The sequence below is a fragment of the Aeromonas sp. FL131 genome (assembly GCF_049860615.1).
Classification (GTDB): domain Bacteria; phylum Pseudomonadota; class Gammaproteobacteria; order Enterobacterales; family Aeromonadaceae; genus Aeromonas; species Aeromonas hydrophila.
Window position 1 is genome coordinate 1,944,332 of the sequence record NZ_CP187595.1, and the last position, 15,636, is coordinate 1,959,967.

Consider the following 15,636-nt stretch of genomic DNA (forward strand, 5'->3'; position numbering starts at 1 on the left):
TCCCTCTTTACCCCTCCCTTTGCGCCACCCGCACCAGCTCGCTGAACGCCACGAACAGGTGATAGAAGGTGCTGGCCGGTGCATGGTCGGCCAACGGCGCCCCCGTCACATCCACCTGATCTAGCCACTGACCCGGCAGCGCCGGCATCAGGTAATAGTCAAAGATCCGCCCCACCACCTCACCAATCCGGCGGGCTGTCTCAGCCTCCCCTCGCCGCTCGTAGGCTGCCAGCAGCGCCTTGAGCTGCTCGGTCTGACACCAGAGCCGGCTGGTCGTCCGATGGGGCAGCCCGTCATCGGTGAGTTCATCCAGCACCAGCCCGGTCGGCCCGTGGCCGTGAGCGGCGGCAAAGCGGGTCAGGATGGCGATCCCCTCCTCGATCTCGCGCTCACTCGGCCCACATTCCCACTCTTGTGCCAATGCCCGGTAACGGGCCAGCAGCCAGCACCACTCGTAGTGATGGCCCGGGTCGATCAGGTGCGAATCGGGATGGGTCGGGAGAAGCCGTTCATCGAAGAACTCCCGCAGCAAGGCGGGCTCCAGCAAGCGCTGGCGAAACAGCTGATAGAGCCGATGGGTGCGCCCCTGCCAGCGCGGATCATCAAAGCACTCCGCCGCCACCAGCAGCGCTTCGAACAGATGCATATGAGGGTTTTGACAGCGCAGCACGCTTGGCGGAAAGCAGGAGTGAAACCCGCCATACACAGGATCGGTAAAGAGCAGTTCGATGGCCTGATAGCGCGACTCGGCCTGCAGCTGCCAGCGCGGCTCGCCGCTCAAACGGTAGAGCCAGCACTCGGCCAGCAGGGCAAAGGCGTATTCGTAGCAGCACACCGAACCGTCGGCAGGCGAGCCATCTGCATTGAGGGAAAACTGCTGGTTGCCGGTGCCATCATCAAAGCGCCTCATGCCGAATTTGGCGCAGCGCTCTGCCAGCTCGCCCCCCTCATACCAGCCGAGCAGGGCTGCGTGGCTGAACACGTAGATCTGGCGACTCTGCACCCGAAAACGAATGGGCTGCCAGAGCGGCGCGCCTGCGCCATCCAGCCCCTCGGCAAACAGCCCCCGCTCCCAATCAAAACCCCTTGCCCCCCAGTGAGGCAGCGCCTCCTCCACCAGCCAGCGTCGGCAGCGCCGCGCGGCCTCTCTTATCTCGTCATGCATCTCAGCACCTCTCCAGCCAACCCATCATCCAGCCCATGAAAAGGGAGAGCCCCGCTCTCCCCTGTCTGTGCTCACCCTCAACCGGCCTAGAAGAGCCCGACGGCGACCCCGACAAAGGCCAGCACCAGCAGCCCCAGCATGGCCTTGACCGGCGAGACGTTGCGTCTGGCCATCAGATACCAGGTGCCAAGCACCACCAGCAGTGGCATCAGTTTGGGAAAGATGCCGTCCAGCATGCTCTGAACCTGGATATTGACCCCGTCCGAGGTGACGAAATCGAGCCCGGTGGAGAGATTGACGTAACTGGCCGCCACCCCGCCCATCACGAAGACCCCGAGCAGGGAGAGCGCCTCGCGCAGCTTGACCGACTCCGAGCTCACCAGCGCCTCCACCGAGCCGGTCCCCATCCGGTAGCCCTTCATGAACAGCATGTAGGAGCCGGTGATGACGATGGCGTTGAAGCTGATGATGTAAAAGAGCGGCCCCAGCACACTGCCGCCGGCGGCCAGCGCCATGCCGATGCTGAGCAGAATGGGCACCAGCATGCCCGGGATCATGGAGTCCCCGATCCCGGCGATGGGCCCCATCAACCCCACTTTCAGGGTGTTGATGGTCTCGCCATCGATCCGCTCGCCGTTGGCCCGCTTCTCCTCCAGCCCTACCGCCAACCCGTTGATGATGGCGCCAAGCTGAGGCTCGGTGTTGTAGAAGGAGGCGTGACGCTTCATCGCCTCCGTCCGCTCCGCCTTGCCGGGATAGAGTTTTTTGAGCGCCGGCATCATGCCAAGGCAGAAGCCGAAGGATTCGAGCCGCTCGAAGCTCATGGAGGAGAGGTTGTACATCATCCAGGCGCGCCAGCAGGCACGCAGATCCTTGAGAGTGAGGGCCACCGGCGCCTTGCTCACCGGCTGGCCCGCTTGCAGCTGTGCGTCCATCAGAATTCATCCTCATCGTCGGTTTGGGTGGCAGCGCGGGCAGCCGACGCAGGGCGCGGCTCCGGCTTGTAGTTGTAGTGGATGAGCGCGAGCAGGGCGCCGATCATCACCAGCCCCACCATGTTGAGCTTGAGAAAGACGATGCCGACAAAGCCCACCAGAAAATAGATCAGCATGCTGCTCTGCTTGATGATCTGCTTGAGCAGGATGGCGATGCCGACCGCCGGCAGAATGCCGCCCACCACCGTCATGGTGCGGATCACCAGCTCCGGCAGGCTGTTCATGAAGCCTTCGATGTACTGGTTGCCAAAATAGACGGCGATGAAGGTGGGCACGAAGCGCAGCACGAAGTTGCTGACCTGCGGGAAGATGGCGCTGTTGAGGTAGACCCCCTGCTCGTCCCCCTGTTCCAGTGCCACGTCGGCCCTGTGGTTCCAGTAGGAGTTGAGCACCATCATGAAGTTGAAGAGGATGGTGCCGGCAATGCCTATGGTGGCGGCAATGGCCACGGCAACTGACGGCTCCTTGCCCGACAGGATGCCCAGCGCAATGGCCGGAAAGGCGACGAAGTTGAGATCCGCCGGCATGGAACCGCCCGGCGTCACCATGGCGATGTAGACCGCCTGCACCGCCACCCCGATGAGGATCCCGGTCTGGATGTCACCGAGGATGGCCCCCACCAGCATGCCCGAGACCAGCGGACGGGTGATGGTGTACCAGCCCCCGGTCAATCCCAGCAGCCAGGGGCTGCTGAGGGCACCGAGATAACAGAGTATCCCGATGAGTGTTGCTTCCAGAAACATGATGTTTGCTCCCTATTTCAGCTTTTTCTGGGCATCCGCCCAGCTGTAGTGGCTGGCATCCGGCACCAGCCGAAAGTCGATCTCGTGGCCAAGGTTGGCCAGATAGTCAAAAGCGGCGATCTCTTGCGCCGTCACCGACTGGTTGGGGCCTATGGTGGTGGTCTGCTCGCGGGCACTCATGGGCCCGACGTTGATCTTGCCGTTGTGATTCTCAAGGGAGATGCCGGCGGCGCAGAGCCGCTGCAGGGTGACCGGCGACTTGCCGATCACGAAGTAGCGCTTGTCGCTGGCGATCACCTTGGGCAGCTTGGCAATCGCCGTCGCCACGTCGAACAGCCATACCCGGGTGTCAGGCACGGCACCGATCATCACCTGGGAGAGCAGCGGATCGGCCGCCACCTCGTCATCGATCGCGACGATGCCGTCGCAAGGCAGCTCCCTGGCCCAGCGCGTCACCAGCTGACCATGGATCACCCGATCGTCAATGCGTACAAATGAAATGGCCATCTCGCTCTCCTAGAAGTTGTCGTCTTGCTGGTGTGCAACCGCCGGGGCCGCGATCACCATGGATTCCAGCGCCTGGACCAGCAACTGGCGGGCCGCCTCGTGCACATCCACGGCATCCAGCAGATCGGCGCTCATCAGCAGCATGGGGAAGTTGACCCCGGTCACCACCGCCAGCGGCTGCCGCCATTCGGGGTCAAACGCGAAGCGGCACGCCACGTTGTAGGGGGTGCCGCACTCCATGTCGCACAGCACCAGCACCCCGTCAGCCCCCGCGCCATGGTGGCGCAGGGTCTGTTCAAACTCGCTGCGAAACGCCGCTATTCCCCCCTCTTCGGTGAGGGAGACGGTCGCCACAGCGGGCAGTTCGCCGTAAACCATGCTGGCGCTGGCCAGCAGGGCCGGCGCCAGTGAACCATGGGTTGCGATAAGGATCCTCAGCATCTTGGTTACCCCCTCACATAGGCCTTGATGGTGGCGATGGTCGCCCCTTCACTCTCACCGCTAGGGCGGATGCAATAACGCCCCACCGAGGCCGGGACGATGAAGGTCTCGGCGTAGTGCACCACAAACGGCGCGAACGCATGGTCGGGACTTTCCACCGTCGCCTCTCGCCCCTCGATCAGATTGAGTACCTGTACGGTGCCGCCGGTGTCGTGTTCCACCGGCACACTGAACCAGTGGCGACGGGTCTCGATGAATTCCCGCTCGTGCAACCCGGTGCGCTCCTCGCGCCAGCCTGGCCCCTCGGCAATGGGCTCGATGCGATTGACCAGATGCTCGCGAGTCCAGTCGGTATCGCGCTCCCACTGGATCACCTTGCTGCCATGCGCCAGATGGATGGGGCGCGGAATGCCGTCGAGCCCGACCCGACCCCAGTCCCACAGCTTGAAGGTGAAGATGTAGGGGGTTGCGCTGATCTCGAGCACCATGGCCCCCTCTCCCGAGCAGTGGACGGTTCCAGCCGGGATCAGGAAGTGATCGTGCTTGCGGGCCGGGAAGCGGTTGATGAAACGCTCGTCATCAAAGAGCTTCTCGCCGCGCTGGGCGGCAGCCAGATCCGCCAGCATCGCCTGCGGGTCGATACCGTTGCGGGTACCGAGGTAGACGCAGGAGTCCGGCTTGGCATCGAGCAGGTAGTAGCTCTCGTCCTGGGTGTAGTGCATGCCGAACTCCTGCTGGATGTATTCGGTCAGCGGATGCACCTGCAGACTGAGCGGCTGCCCCCCCACCGTATCGAGAAAATCGAACCGGATCGGGAACTCGGCGCCAAAGCGGGCGTGTACCCGCTCCCCAAGCAGGGCGCTGGGCTGGCACAGCACCAGGTTTTGCGACGGGATCTCCACCCGCACCTTGCCAATGCGCAGGTAGAGGCTGTTCTCTTCCGGTACGCAATCAAAGCACCAGGCATAGTTGGGTTGAGCCGGGTCCAGATCGCACACCTGCTTCATCCACTGCCCGCCCCAGACCCCGGGGTCGAAGAAGGGCACCACCCGAAACGGCTGGCGCGCTGCCTGATGCAACCCCGCCAGCAGCGCCTGCCCCGTCACCAGGGTCGGCTTGCCTCGGGTGTTGGTATCGAGCAGGAAATCGATGGTGGGCAGCTGGGTCAGTTTATGGCGGTCAAACACCCGCCACTCGATGAAGAAGGCGCGCTTGTAGCGGCGCAGTATGTCCTCCTCCTCGTTGCCGGCCCCCCAGTTGCCGATCTCCTTGCGACGCAGCCGCTGCTGGATCTCCCAGCGGGCGAGATCGGCATAGACCCGCACGTCCCCCTCGGCCACCAGGGAGGCGCCACTGCCCATCACCACCACCAGGCCACCGGTTATCTCTGCGACCTGCTGCTGCAGACGCGCCAGCGCGGCCGGGTCAAAAAACTCCACCATCTTGTGGGGGGCCAGCACGCCAAAGACCCGGTCGTCGGTGATGAAGCGATCCAGCATCGCCAGCACTTTTGGTTCGGGCAGGCGGGCCTGCTCCACCTCGATGAGCGTGTGGGGTCCAAGCCTCGCCAGCAGCTGGCTACGCAGCTCGTCCTTATCCACGCCGTGATAGCAGTCGATCACCAGCACTACCCTTGCCCCACCTTGCCCGTCTGCCGCGGCCTGCAGTCGCCGGGCTATCTCGTGCCAGCCGGCACAGGCGGCGCCCTCATGGCCGGCGACCACCACTTCCGGGAATTTGTCGTAGTTGGAGACGTAACTCGAATGAATCATTGGCTTGCTCTCTCGTTGACACCTACGAAAGAGATAAATCGATTAACCTGTTAACCACAACCTGATAAACAAGATTAACCTCATAAAATGGTGTATTTGATCGCCAACATGGGCGAAATATGTGATCATGACGGCAATTTCATCATGGCACGTTAACAACAGAAGGTTAATCGATATACCTTTGAGGCCTACTCCCTGACAGGATCCATCCCATGAGCAATGTGACCGTTGCCGACATCGCCCGCCATCTGGGGGTGTCGACTGCCACCGTCTCCATGACCCTGCGCAACAAGGGGCGCATCTCCGAGCACACCCGCCAGCGGGTACTCAGGGCCATCGACGAGCTCGGCTATGTCTACAACCAGACCGCCGCCAACCTGCGCAACAAGAGCAGCAACCAGGTCGGTCTGTTGCTGCACGACATCACCAACCCCTTCTATGCGGAGATGACGGCGGGCCTGAGCCGGGAGATGGAGCATCACGATCTGATGCTGTTTCTGGCCAACAGCGAGGAGTCGGCCACCCGGCAGCAGCAGTTCACCGACTCGCTGCAGCGCAACAACGCCGCCGGCATGGTGATCTGCGCCACCCAGACCACTCCCCGCAGCTTCTTCGAGAGCCTGCAGCGCCGCCGCATGCCCACCATTCTGATCGTGCGGCCGGTGCCGGACGTGGCGATCGACTTCGTCGGCACCGACAACTTCCTGGGCTGCCAGCTGGCGACCGAACACCTGCTGAAGCTGGGCCACCGCCATATTGCCTTTGTCGGGGGCAACCCCGCCTCCATCAGTCGCTCCCAGCGCCTCGGCGGCTACATGAGCAAGTTGCTCGAACACGGCATCTCCCCAAGACCGGAGTGGATCATCGGCTGCGGCGCCAGCCGGGTGGAAGGCACCCGTGCCATCGCGGCGCTGCTGGAACAGCATCCCGAGGTGACGGCGGCGGTCTGCTATCAGGACGTGGTGGCGCTCGGCGCCATTCTGGCGCTGCGCAAGCTGGGGCGGGTCATCGGTCAGGACGTTGCACTGGTGGGCTTTGACGATCTGCCGGAAACCGCGCTGGTGGACCCGCCCCTCACCACCGTCTCGGTGGCGTCGCGGGAGATCGGCCGAAAAGCCGGCGAGCTGCTGCTCGAGCGGATGGCCGGCAACGACGAACCGGCCAAGAGCATCATTCTGCCCCCCACCCTGGTGGTGCGCCAATCCTGCGGCAGCCCCTAGCGGGCCGCCGCAAGCGCGGTTTCAAGTTGCTTGCCCAGCAGAAGTGACAATGCGGGGCGTGCCATCCTCCCCGGCCAGCACCCGCAGGCCAAAGCCGCGCGCTCCCAGCGCTTCGTAATCGTGACCGGCGACGGCGGGCCACACCGCCAGCGCCGAGAGCTGCGTCGCGCCGGTGTTGATGAGTCGATGGGCCACATGGCCAGGGATATGGTGAACGCTGCCGGCAAAGACCTGCTCCAGCCGGCAGACACCGGCCATATCCTGCAACAGCAATAGCCCCTTTCCGCACAACCCGAAGTAGTATTCGGCCTGCTCGGCACGAGCATGGAGATGACCGCGGGTCATGAAGAACTCCTGGCCAACCCGGCCCGCCTCCAGATAGGTGACCCCCATGTTGAGATCCCCCTCGCCGCCATGACCGGGCAGCATGGCGACCCGATAGAGCCGGGTATCAGGCGAAAGCGCCGCCTCGGCGTGCGGATCGGCAAACAGCCCCTGCAGGTCAGCCAGGGTGGTGCTCTTTTCCACCAGCTCGGCGCCGCCGAGTTTGCCGGTCGCAAAATCGAGGATGGGGGGGATCATGGGGGTCATCATCAGCTCCTGGGGATCGGGTTATCGGCAGGCGCAGCGGCGCCCTTCGGGGCTCCACGCTAGAGGGTTAATCCATTAACCACAAGCCAGGTTGCCCTACCCTCGTCACTTTTTTGGACAATAAATTGGGGCAATAAAAAAGCGGCCCAAAGGCCGCTCTCTTGTATGGCGTATCGCTGGTTAGCGGCTTATGCCGTGGCCAGCTTGGCCTGCTCTTCGCCGCGCTTGAGCATGGCGTAGGAGACACCGGTCAGCAGCGAGCCTGCTGCAATCGCCACGATATACATCATGACGTTGCTGATGGCATGCGGGATGAACAACACGAACAGACCGCCGTGGGGTGCCATCAGCTCGCAGCCGAACAGCATGGAGAGCGCTCCGGTCAGGGCGCCGCCGACCATGCAGGCCGGGATAACGCGCATCGGATCCTTGGCGGCAAACGGAATGGCCCCCTCGGAGATAAAGCACAGACCCAGCACGAAGGAGGCTTTACCCGCTTCCTGCTCCGCCTTGATGAACTTGGTGCGGGCCAGGAAGGTGGCGATCCCCATCCCCAGTGCCGGCACCATACCAGCGGCCATCACGGCAGCCATCGGGGCGTAAGTTTTGGAGGCCAGCAGGCCGACCCCGAAGGCGTAAGCCGCCTTGTTGACCGGGCCACCCATGTCGAAGCACATCATGGCGCCGATGATGACACCCAGCAGCACGGCGTTGGCGGATCCCATGTTGTTGAGGAAGGTGGTCATGGCATTCATGATGCCGGCCACCGGACCACCCACCACGTAGATCATCACCAGGCCGGTAAACAGGCTGGCAAAGAGCGGAATGATCAGGATGGGCTTGAGCGCTTCCAGGGTCACCGGCAGGCGCACCTTGTCGCTCAGGTACTTGGCGCTGTAACCGGCCAGGAAACCGGCCACGATGCCGCCAAGGAAGCCGGCGCCCAGCGAGCTTGCCAGCATGCCGCCGATCATGCCGGGAGCGAGGCCCGGACGGTCAGCGATGGAGTAGGCAATATAGCCGGCCAGCACCGGGATCATCAGGGCAAAGGCGGAGCCGCCACCGATCTTCATCAGAGCCGCGGCCAGAGTGCCTTCCACCTTGAACGCTTCAATACCGAATACGAACGAGAGCGCGATGATGAGACCGCCCGCCACCACCATCGGCAGCATGAAGGAGACCCCGGTCAGCAGGTGCTTGTAGGGGCCAGCCTTCTCTTCTTTCTTGGGCTGGCTGGCGCCGCTGTGGCGATAGGTTTTCGCCTCGGTCCAGGCCTTGTCGAGCTCGGCACGGGTTTTCTTCAGCGCCGCGCCCGTGCTGGTGCGATAGACCGGCTTGCCGTCGAAACGGGCCATGTCCACCTCGATGTCGGTGGCGAGGAACACCAGATCGGCGGCGGCAATCTCCTCGGCAGTCAGGGCATTCTGGGCACCGACCGAGCCTTGAGTCTCGACGCGGATCTGATGACCCAGCTGTTTGGCCATGGTCTCCAGCGCTTCTGCCGACATGAAGGTATGAGCCACCCCGGTCGGACAGGCAGTCACCGCCACGATGCGCTTGCCAGCGGCTGCCGGTTTGGCGGCAACGGGCGCGGCTTGATGGCGATAGAGGCTGGCACCGCTGGCGGCAGCGTCCAGCAAGGCGGCCGGATCCTGCAGGGCAAGATCCATGCTGCCCTGATAGACCCGCTTGCCGTCATAGGCGGCGAGATCCACCGGAGCACTGGCGACAACCAGCACCAGGTCGGCCGCGGCAATCTGCTCCTTGCTCGGTACCTGGCGGGGCTGCACGCTGGAGCCGACGTCGAGGGTGAGCTCCCAGCCAGCCAGTTTGGCCTGCTGTTCTATCCGTTTTGCAGCGAGAAAGCTGGTGGCAATGCCCGCCGGGCAAGCCGTAACCAAGATTGCTTTCATTGGGCATCTCCTGAGTTTTCCATTGAGGGGGTATGGCATTGAACCGGAGCCAGCGCATCCAGACGCTGTACGCGCACCTGTTCAAGCAAGGGGTTGAGCACACAGATATCGCTAAAGCCGACCGCCACCTGGCTGACCGCCAGCGCCGAGACGGCGGTGGCCAGCCGCAGGGTCTGCTCCGGCGCCCAGCCAAGGCTGAGACCATGGGCAAGACCTGCCACCAGGGAATCGCCGGCACCGACCGTGCTGACCACCTGCATGCGCGGCGGAATCGCCTGCCAGACGGCATCCGGGGCAAACCAGATGAGGCCATCGGCGCCGTTGGAGATCACCACGTTGGGGATGCCGCTTGCCTGCAGCGCGCGGGCACATTCGGCCTGCTCGCTCAGGGTCTTGATGGGGCGGCCCGCCCACTGGCTCAGCTCTTCCAGATTGGGTTTGACCAGGGTCGGCGCCGCCTTGATCCCTTCGCTTAAGGCCGCGCCGCTGCAATCGAAGATCACCTGCTTGCCCTTGGCCTTGAGCAGGCGGATAAGATGGGCGCAGTAATCGGGGGCCACCCCTTTGGGCAGGCTGCCCGCCAGCACAAACCAGTCGGCGTGCGCTGCCAGTTGGTCGATGGCCTGCTCCAGCGCGCTCACTTCCCCTTGGTGGATGGTGAGCCCCGGCAGGTTGAGATCGGTGACCCGACCGGATTGCTCGGAGATCTTGACGTTGATGCGGGTGCTGCCCGCCACGCGCACGAAGTGATCGGCCAGAGCACGTTCCGTAAACAGGGAGACGAAGCTCTGCTGGTTATCGGCGCCAAGCCAGCCGGTGACGCCCACCTCGCGGCCCAAGTCCTTGAGCACCATGGCGACGTTGATCCCCTTGCCCGCCGCACGCAGGTTGGCCTCGCTCACCAGGTTCACCTCGCCCAGGCTCATCGCCTCGAGACGGGTGGTGAGATCGAGCGCAGGATTGAGGGTGATGGTCACTATGTCCATCAGTGCGCCCCCTCGCCCAGACCGGCCGCAATGGCGGCGCCTATGCCCTTGAGCGCCGCTTCGGCATCCGGGCCTTCAACACGAAACGCCAGACGGTGCCCGCACTTGACGCCAAGGCCAATCACCTTCATCAGGCTCTTGGCGGAGACCGCTTCGCCGCTGCCATCCAGATTCGCCACGCGAATATCGGATTCATACTCTTTGGCCACCTTGACCAGCATGGCGCCCGGACGGGCGTGCAACCCGTGGGGGTTGATGATGGTGAAAGTTTCACTAAGACCGCTGGCCGGCCCCGCTTGCAACATGGCCAGCCCCTCGCCACTTGCCAGCGTAGCCAGCTGACCGGCAGCGGCCAGTTTGGCCAGGTTGTCGAGCTGCGCCAGATGGCCGCTATCTGCGGCGCACAGCAGCAGCAGGGCGCTGACCGGCAGATCACCAGCGCTCAGCGCGCTGCTCGGGGTGGCCAGCACCCAGCCGGTCTGGGCTGCTTGCGTCCGGGCCAGCCAAATGCCCTCGCCCAGGTAGGCGGGTTCACTTGCCAGCAGGGCGCTCACCATGGCGGCATCGCCCCAGCCGGCGGATTTGGCGCGGGCGGCTGCGCCCAGCAGCAGCTGGTCGCGATCGTCCGCCGGGAAGTCGGCCAAAGCCAGGAACTGCACCTCTTTGGCCGCCGTCGCACCGGTCAGGATATTGATGATGGTGTCGGCATCGGTGGCCTCTTTCAATTGCGCCGCCGCCTGCTCGTCACCCAGCACGTGGGTGAGCTGGCGCAAAATGCCCAGATGCTCGTCGGACTTGGCGGCGATGCCGATGGCGACATAGGCGATCTGCCCCTCATCCCACTCGATCCCCTGCGGGAACTGGGCCACCATGACGCCGGTGTTCTTCACCAGATGCCGGGTGTCGGTGGTGCCGTGGGGAATGGCGATGCCGCTGCCAAGATAGGTGGCGTGCTGCGCTTCACGCGCCAGCATGCCATCTACATATCCCGCTTCCACCAGACCGGCTTCGGTCAGTTTGCCTGCCAGCAGGGCAATGGCTTCGGCCTTGGTCGCCACCGACTGCCCCAGCAGGATCTGCTGTCGCGCCAACTTCAACATAGAGATTCTCCATCAGGTGCCGGGCGGCCTGGCCGTACCGGCTCATCAAACATAACCATTCTTACCACTCGCCTGCTGACAATAGACCGGATTGCATCCCTTCGCGGGTCATACCCGATTTTTATGCCCGGCCATCGATTGTCTGCTGACAAGCTGAATCGTTTCACTTACACTCAGACTGAATCGTTTCAGCGAATTGATCAAGTACCCACAAAGAGTGCTTTTCAATGATATGATCCCGCGCACACTTTTCGGTGCCCTCACCAGGCAGTGCCCGTGGGCCTTGCAACTCAAACAGAGCCAACATGATGAAACTGGATGAAATCGCCGCCCTCGCCGGTGTCTCGCGCACCACGGCCAGCTATGTGATCAATGGCAAGGCCGACCAATACCGCATCAGCCAGGCCACCCGCGACAAGGTGATGGCGGTGGTCACCGCCCACAACTACCAGCCGGACAGCCGCGCCGCCTCCCTGCGCGGTGGCCAGACCAAGACCCTGGGCTTCATCCTGCCCGACCTGGAGAACGCCAGTTATGCCAAGCTCGCCAAACGGCTGGAACAAGGGGCGCGGGTACAGGGTTATCAGCTGCTGATCGTCTGCTCGGAAGATGACCCCGCTACCGAGAAAGAGCTGGCCGAGATGCTGGCCAGTCGCCACGTGGATGCACTGCTGGTGGCCAGTTGCCTGCCACCCGAAGATCCCTTCTACCTCGGCCTGCAGACGCGCGGCATCCAGGTGCTCGCCATCGACCGGGCCATGGCGGCCGACAAGTTCGTCACCGTGGCCAGCGAAAACCAGAAGGCGAGCTGCGATCTCACCGCCTCCCTGCTCTCGCCGGCAATCAAGCACATCGCCCTGATCACCGCGCTGCCGGCGCTCACGATCAGCCGTGAACGCAAGGCAGGCTTCGAGCAGGCCGTCGCCAGCCACAGCACGGCTTGCCATCTGTGTGAAGGGGCCCACTTCTCCCGCGCCGAGGGCTACCGCCTGATCAAGACGCTGCATCAACAGCTCGGCCAGCTGCCCCAGGCACTGGTGGCCACCTCCTACATTCTGATGGAGGGGGTGCTCGACTATCTGCTGGAACAGGAGACCGACATGAGCCGGCTGGCCATGGCCACCTTTGGCGACGATCGCCTGCTCGATTTTCTCCCCTTCGGCATCAACTCCCTGCCCCAGCAACACGATGCCCTCGCCAGCCAGGCGCTGGAGCTGGCCCTCAAGGCGATTGGCGGTGAATATCAGTGCGGGTTGCACTATGTGAGCCGTACCCTCAAGCGCCGCCGCTAATCCTCTCTGCATCACGCGCCGCTGCGACCCGGTTCGTAGCGGCGCTTTTTTTCACCAGCCAAGGCGCACTCCTGTCATCTTTTATTTCCACTTATTCTACCCACCCAGTACAAAATCCGCCTTTACACGCTTGTATCCAACATTTTAATTCGCTAAGTTGGCAACCATCTTTTACAACAAGCGGATTTTTCGTAACGATGGGTTCACTCCGATATTGCTAGCCTCCGGTCTCGACCCCGGAGGCGCCTTGCCAACACCTCATATGCCTGCTGCGCACGGCGCAGTTTCTCGATTCGGATGGACACCATGAATACCAAAACCCTGGGATGTACCCTGTTGATTGCCGGCACCACCATAGGCGCCGGCATGCTGGCCCTGCCGCTGGCCTCCTCCTCCCTTGGCGGGCCCGTCACCCTGCTCCTGATGATCGGTCTCTGGGGCCTGATGGCCTTTACCGCCATGCTGCAGGTGGAAGCCAGCCTCAACACCGGCAAGTGGTACCTGCACCAGCTGGCGGATCACCTGCTCGGCCCCTGGGGCAAGCGCATTGCCTCCTTCTGCATTCTGATGCTGTTCTACTCGCTGGCCTCCGCCTACATCAGCGGCGGCAGCAGCCTGTTGGCCCAGGCGCTGGCCGATGCCGGCCTGCCCCTCAGCCAGGAGCAGGCGGCCTGGGCCTTTACCCTGCTGTTTGGCGGCATGGTGTGCGTTGGCACCAAACAGGTGGATTACCTCAACCGACTGATGTTCACCGTCAAGCTGGTGATCATGGTGGCTGTCCTCGGGCTGCTGCTGCCGCGTGCCGAGGGGCAACACCTGCTCTCCATGCCGCTCGGTCAGGGCTTGTTGCTGGCAGGCCTGCCGGTCATCTTCACCTCGTTCGGTTTTCACGGCTCCATCCCGAGCGTGATGCTCTACCTGGGGGATTGCCCCAAGCAGCTGCGCCGGGTGTTCGTGTGGGGCTCCGCCCTGCCGCTCATCCTCTACGTGCTGTGGCAAGTCGCCATCCTGGGGCTGCTAGGTCAACAATCCCTGATCCAGACCGGCGGGGCGCTGGACAGCCTGCTGGCCAACGTCGGCAATCTGGTGAGCTGGCCCGCCTTCAACCAGGCGATGCACCTGTTCGCCGATCTGGCGCTGGCCACCTCCTTCCTCGGGGTGACGCTGGGACTGTTCGACTTCATGGCCAAGGTGACCCGTCGCAAGGACAACTGGCAAGGTCGCACCCAGACCGGCCTCATCACCTTCGTGCCGCCCCTGCTGTTTGCCCTCTACTTCCCGCAGGGTTTCATCATGGCGCTCGGTTACGCCGCCATTGCGCTGGCGGTGCTGGCGGTGCTGCTGCCGGTGGCCCTGGTGTGGCAGAGCCGCAAGCAAACCGAGGCGCACCACTACCGCGCCCCGGGCGGCGTGCTGGCCCTGGGCCTTGCCGGCGCCATGGGGGTGCTGATCGTCGGGGTGCAGATAAGCGTCAGCATGGGATTGCTGCCCGCGCTCTAAGCCAGAGCCGGTATTGCATGCCCCAATAGCAAAAGCACAAAAGCCCCGCCAACCCAGTTGGCGGGGCTTTTTCTATGCCATCGGTACATGCCATCGATATAAAGGGAGCCGCTGGCGCGGTGATCATCTCTCTGATACACCACGCATTCATATATGCACAATACATCGACACCCTGTATATATGTGAACAGTTCTTGTACACTGATAACAGATCGCCTTTTTGGCAACAGAACACACGCTCAATCCCGCAAGGAGCCTGACATGGTCGCAACCGCACACGTTCAACGGCAAGATGGCGCCGTTGATCCCAGCAAGGCGCTGCCGGTGGTGTTTCGCATCCTGGACAAATGGCAGTGCAACACAGATGAACAGTTGCGACTGCTCGGCATCTCTTCCCGTTCAACCTTGAACAAGTACAAGGAGTCCCACGGCGGGATCAGACTGAGTGCGGATCTGCAGGAGCGAATGAGCTACCTGCTCAACATTCACAAGAGCTTGCGGGTGCTGTTCAGCGCGGACGAGAGTATCTATGGCTGGGTACGCAAGTCCAACAGCCACCCCTTCTTCGCCGGCCGCAGCGCCATGGAGGTGATGCAGGGTGGCCGCGTGGCCGATCTCTATGAGGTCGCTACCCGCCTGCACGCCTGGCGCGGAGGCATAGCCTGATGCAGACTCCCCCGCAGCGTGCATTCAAGGACGAGTCCGCCTACCGGATCATCCCGAGCCGCTACCCCACCATCTGCCTCTATGAGGATGTGGCCAACGCCGACGAACTGGAGGCAGTCTGGGCCATCGAGGCGCTGACCAACGACAGGCTGAGGGAAGAGGCCGGCGAGCTGACGCGGGTACCGAAAGCGGACTGGCTGGTAGGCTTGCCCGGCGGCAGCCATGTGATGGCCGCCTTCACCCACCTCAATCCGGAAGGGGCCCGCTTCACCACCGGTGATTTTGGCGGTTATTACTGCGCCCCCAGCCTCGACACCGCCATCAAGGAGACGGTCTACCACCAGGAGCGCGTCTTCGGCTACACCCGTGAACCCGCCCAGAAAGTGCAGATGCGGGTGATCCATGCCGAATTCAGCGCCAGCCTGGTCGACATTACCGGCGAAGCCTTTCTCGCCACACCGCTCTACCATGCGACCGACTACGGGTATTCCCAGGCCTTCGCCCGCGAGCAGAAAGCCCTGGATGTGGACGGCATCTGTTACCGCTCGGTGCGCCACAGCGGCCACGACTGCTACCTGCTCTATCGCCCGCGCCTGGTCAGCCGCGTCCATCAGCCCCGCCATCTGGAGTACCACTGGAACGGCAGCGCCATCGCCAACGTGTTGCAAATCACCCTCTATGGCGAATGACGGGCACTGCCCCGCCTCACTCGGCCGACTCCTAGATATACAAAAGCCCCGCCAGA

15 protein-coding genes are annotated in these 15,636 nt (G+C 63.1%); 5 read left to right on the forward strand and 10 right to left on the reverse strand.

Annotation, left to right across the window (positions count from 1 at the left end; all coding sequences use genetic code 11):
- Nucleotides 1–7: 7 nt before the first annotated feature.
- The 6 genes from ACPW75_RS09095 to ACPW75_RS09120 form a co-directional block, all read right to left on the reverse strand.
- Entirely contained in the window at nt 8–1,165 is a 1,158-nt protein-coding gene (locus ACPW75_RS09095; protein WP_077096265.1) for an AGE family epimerase/isomerase, read from the reverse strand.
- Between the two features lie 86 nt (nt 1,166–1,251).
- The gene (locus ACPW75_RS09100) at nt 1,252–2,100 is read right to left on the reverse strand and encodes a PTS system mannose/fructose/sorbose family transporter subunit IID (RefSeq protein WP_044799949.1); all 849 of its coding nucleotides are present in this window, start codon (nt 2,098–2,100) and stop codon (nt 1,252–1,254) included.
- Nucleotides 2,100–2,903 (reverse strand): PTS mannose/fructose/sorbose/N-acetylgalactosamine transporter subunit IIC, encoded by an 804-nt coding sequence (locus ACPW75_RS09105; RefSeq protein WP_039213311.1) that lies wholly within the window; start codon nt 2,901–2,903, stop codon nt 2,100–2,102. The genes ACPW75_RS09100 and ACPW75_RS09105 overlap by 1 nt, the downstream gene beginning before the upstream one ends.
- A 12-nt stretch (nt 2,904–2,915) precedes the next feature.
- Entirely contained in the window at nt 2,916–3,410 is a 495-nt protein-coding gene (locus ACPW75_RS09110) for a PTS system mannose/fructose/N-acetylgalactosamine-transporter subunit IIB (protein WP_077096266.1), read from the reverse strand.
- A 9-nt stretch (nt 3,411–3,419) separates the two neighbouring features.
- Nucleotides 3,420–3,851: a PTS sugar transporter subunit IIA gene (locus ACPW75_RS09115; RefSeq protein ID WP_077096267.1), complete on the reverse strand. Its 432-nt coding sequence runs from the start codon at nt 3,849–3,851 to the stop codon at nt 3,420–3,422.
- Between the two features lie 5 nt (nt 3,852–3,856).
- On the reverse strand, nt 3,857–5,623 hold the full coding sequence (locus ACPW75_RS09120; RefSeq protein ID WP_252410679.1) for a class I mannose-6-phosphate isomerase: 1,767 nt from the start codon (nt 5,621–5,623) through the stop codon (nt 3,857–3,859).
- Between the two features lie 212 nt (nt 5,624–5,835).
- Here ACPW75_RS09120 and ACPW75_RS09125 point away from each other — a divergent pair, with 212 nt between their 5' ends.
- Nucleotides 5,836–6,843, forward strand: coding sequence for a LacI family DNA-binding transcriptional regulator (locus tag ACPW75_RS09125; RefSeq protein ID WP_044799945.1), 1,008 nt, complete (start codon nt 5,836–5,838; stop codon nt 6,841–6,843).
- Nucleotides 6,844–6,864: 21 nt separating this feature from the next.
- Here the strand turns inward: ACPW75_RS09125 and ACPW75_RS09130 are convergent, their stop codons facing one another.
- The 4 genes from ACPW75_RS09130 to fruB form a co-directional block, all read right to left on the reverse strand.
- On the reverse strand, nt 6,865–7,437 hold the full coding sequence (locus ACPW75_RS09130; protein ID WP_256822243.1) for a glucose-6-phosphate isomerase family protein: 573 nt from the start codon (nt 7,435–7,437) through the stop codon (nt 6,865–6,867).
- 185 nt (nt 7,438–7,622) lie between these two features.
- Nucleotides 7,623–9,347 (reverse strand): PTS fructose transporter subunit IIBC, encoded by a 1,725-nt coding sequence (gene fruA / locus ACPW75_RS09135; protein WP_077097410.1) that lies wholly within the window; start codon nt 9,345–9,347, stop codon nt 7,623–7,625.
- Nucleotides 9,344–10,333 (reverse strand): 1-phosphofructokinase, encoded by a 990-nt coding sequence (gene pfkB, locus ACPW75_RS09140; protein ID WP_077097412.1) that lies wholly within the window; start codon nt 10,331–10,333, stop codon nt 9,344–9,346. Before pfkB ends, fruA begins: the two co-directional genes overlap by 4 nt.
- Complete coding sequence (gene fruB / locus ACPW75_RS09145) at nt 10,333–11,433, reverse strand: fused PTS fructose transporter subunit IIA/HPr protein (protein WP_077097414.1); 1,101 nt, start codon at nt 11,431–11,433, stop codon at nt 10,333–10,335. The genes pfkB and fruB overlap by 1 nt, the downstream gene beginning before the upstream one ends.
- A 305-nt stretch (nt 11,434–11,738) precedes the next feature.
- Here fruB and cra point away from each other — a divergent pair, with 305 nt between their 5' ends.
- The 4 genes from cra to ACPW75_RS09165 all read left to right on the forward strand — a co-directional run bounded on the left by cra (nt 11,739) and on the right by ACPW75_RS09165 (nt 15,580).
- The gene (cra, locus tag ACPW75_RS09150) at nt 11,739–12,725 is read left to right on the forward strand and encodes a catabolite repressor/activator (protein ID WP_017410145.1); all 987 of its coding nucleotides are present in this window, start codon (nt 11,739–11,741) and stop codon (nt 12,723–12,725) included.
- Nucleotides 12,726–13,031: 306 nt separating this feature from the next.
- On the forward strand, nt 13,032–14,225 hold the full coding sequence (locus tag ACPW75_RS09155; protein ID WP_077097434.1) for an aromatic amino acid transport family protein: 1,194 nt from the start codon (nt 13,032–13,034) through the stop codon (nt 14,223–14,225).
- Between the two features lie 261 nt (nt 14,226–14,486).
- Complete coding sequence (locus ACPW75_RS09160; protein ID WP_077097416.1) at nt 14,487–14,891, forward strand: MbcA/ParS/Xre antitoxin family protein; 405 nt, start codon at nt 14,487–14,489, stop codon at nt 14,889–14,891.
- Entirely contained in the window at nt 14,891–15,580 is a 690-nt protein-coding gene (locus ACPW75_RS09165) for an RES family NAD+ phosphorylase (protein WP_077097418.1), read from the forward strand. The genes ACPW75_RS09160 and ACPW75_RS09165 overlap by 1 nt, the downstream gene beginning before the upstream one ends.
- Nucleotides 15,581–15,636: the final 56 nt, after the last annotated feature.

What these genes read in the sequence shown, in the direction of transcription:
- ACPW75_RS09110 (WP_077096266.1), bottom strand. Translation starts at nt 3,410, where the DNA reads ATGGCCATTTCATTTGTACGCATTGACGATCGGGTGATCCATGGTCAG.
- ACPW75_RS09130 (WP_256822243.1), bottom strand. Translation starts at nt 7,437, where the DNA reads ATGATGACCCCCATGATCCCCCCCATCCTCGATTTTGCGACCGGCAAA.
- ACPW75_RS09120 (WP_252410679.1), bottom strand. Translation starts at nt 5,623, where the DNA reads ATGATTCATTCGAGTTACGTCTCCAACTACGACAAATTCCCGGAAGTG.
- ACPW75_RS09100 (WP_044799949.1), bottom strand. Translation starts at nt 2,100, where the DNA reads ATGGACGCACAGCTGCAAGCGGGCCAGCCGGTGAGCAAGGCGCCGGTG.
- ACPW75_RS09165 (WP_077097418.1), top strand. Translation starts at nt 14,891, where the DNA reads ATGCAGACTCCCCCGCAGCGTGCATTCAAGGACGAGTCCGCCTACCGG.
- fruA (WP_077097410.1), bottom strand. Translation starts at nt 9,347, where the DNA reads ATGAAAGCAATCTTGGTTACGGCTTGCCCGGCGGGCATTGCCACCAGC.
- ACPW75_RS09095 (WP_077096265.1), bottom strand. Translation starts at nt 1,165, where the DNA reads ATGCATGACGAGATAAGAGAGGCCGCGCGGCGCTGCCGACGCTGGCTG.
- ACPW75_RS09125 (WP_044799945.1), top strand. Translation starts at nt 5,836, where the DNA reads ATGAGCAATGTGACCGTTGCCGACATCGCCCGCCATCTGGGGGTGTCG.
- ACPW75_RS09115 (WP_077096267.1), bottom strand. Translation starts at nt 3,851, where the DNA reads ATGCTGAGGATCCTTATCGCAACCCATGGTTCACTGGCGCCGGCCCTG.
- cra (WP_017410145.1), top strand. Translation starts at nt 11,739, where the DNA reads ATGATGAAACTGGATGAAATCGCCGCCCTCGCCGGTGTCTCGCGCACC.
- fruB (WP_077097414.1), bottom strand. Translation starts at nt 11,433, where the DNA reads ATGTTGAAGTTGGCGCGACAGCAGATCCTGCTGGGGCAGTCGGTGGCG.
- ACPW75_RS09155 (WP_077097434.1), top strand. Translation starts at nt 13,032, where the DNA reads ATGAATACCAAAACCCTGGGATGTACCCTGTTGATTGCCGGCACCACC.
- pfkB (WP_077097412.1), bottom strand. Translation starts at nt 10,333, where the DNA reads ATGGACATAGTGACCATCACCCTCAATCCTGCGCTCGATCTCACCACC.
- ACPW75_RS09160 (WP_077097416.1), top strand. Translation starts at nt 14,487, where the DNA reads ATGGTCGCAACCGCACACGTTCAACGGCAAGATGGCGCCGTTGATCCC.
- ACPW75_RS09105 (WP_039213311.1), bottom strand. Translation starts at nt 2,903, where the DNA reads ATGTTTCTGGAAGCAACACTCATCGGGATACTCTGTTATCTCGGTGCC.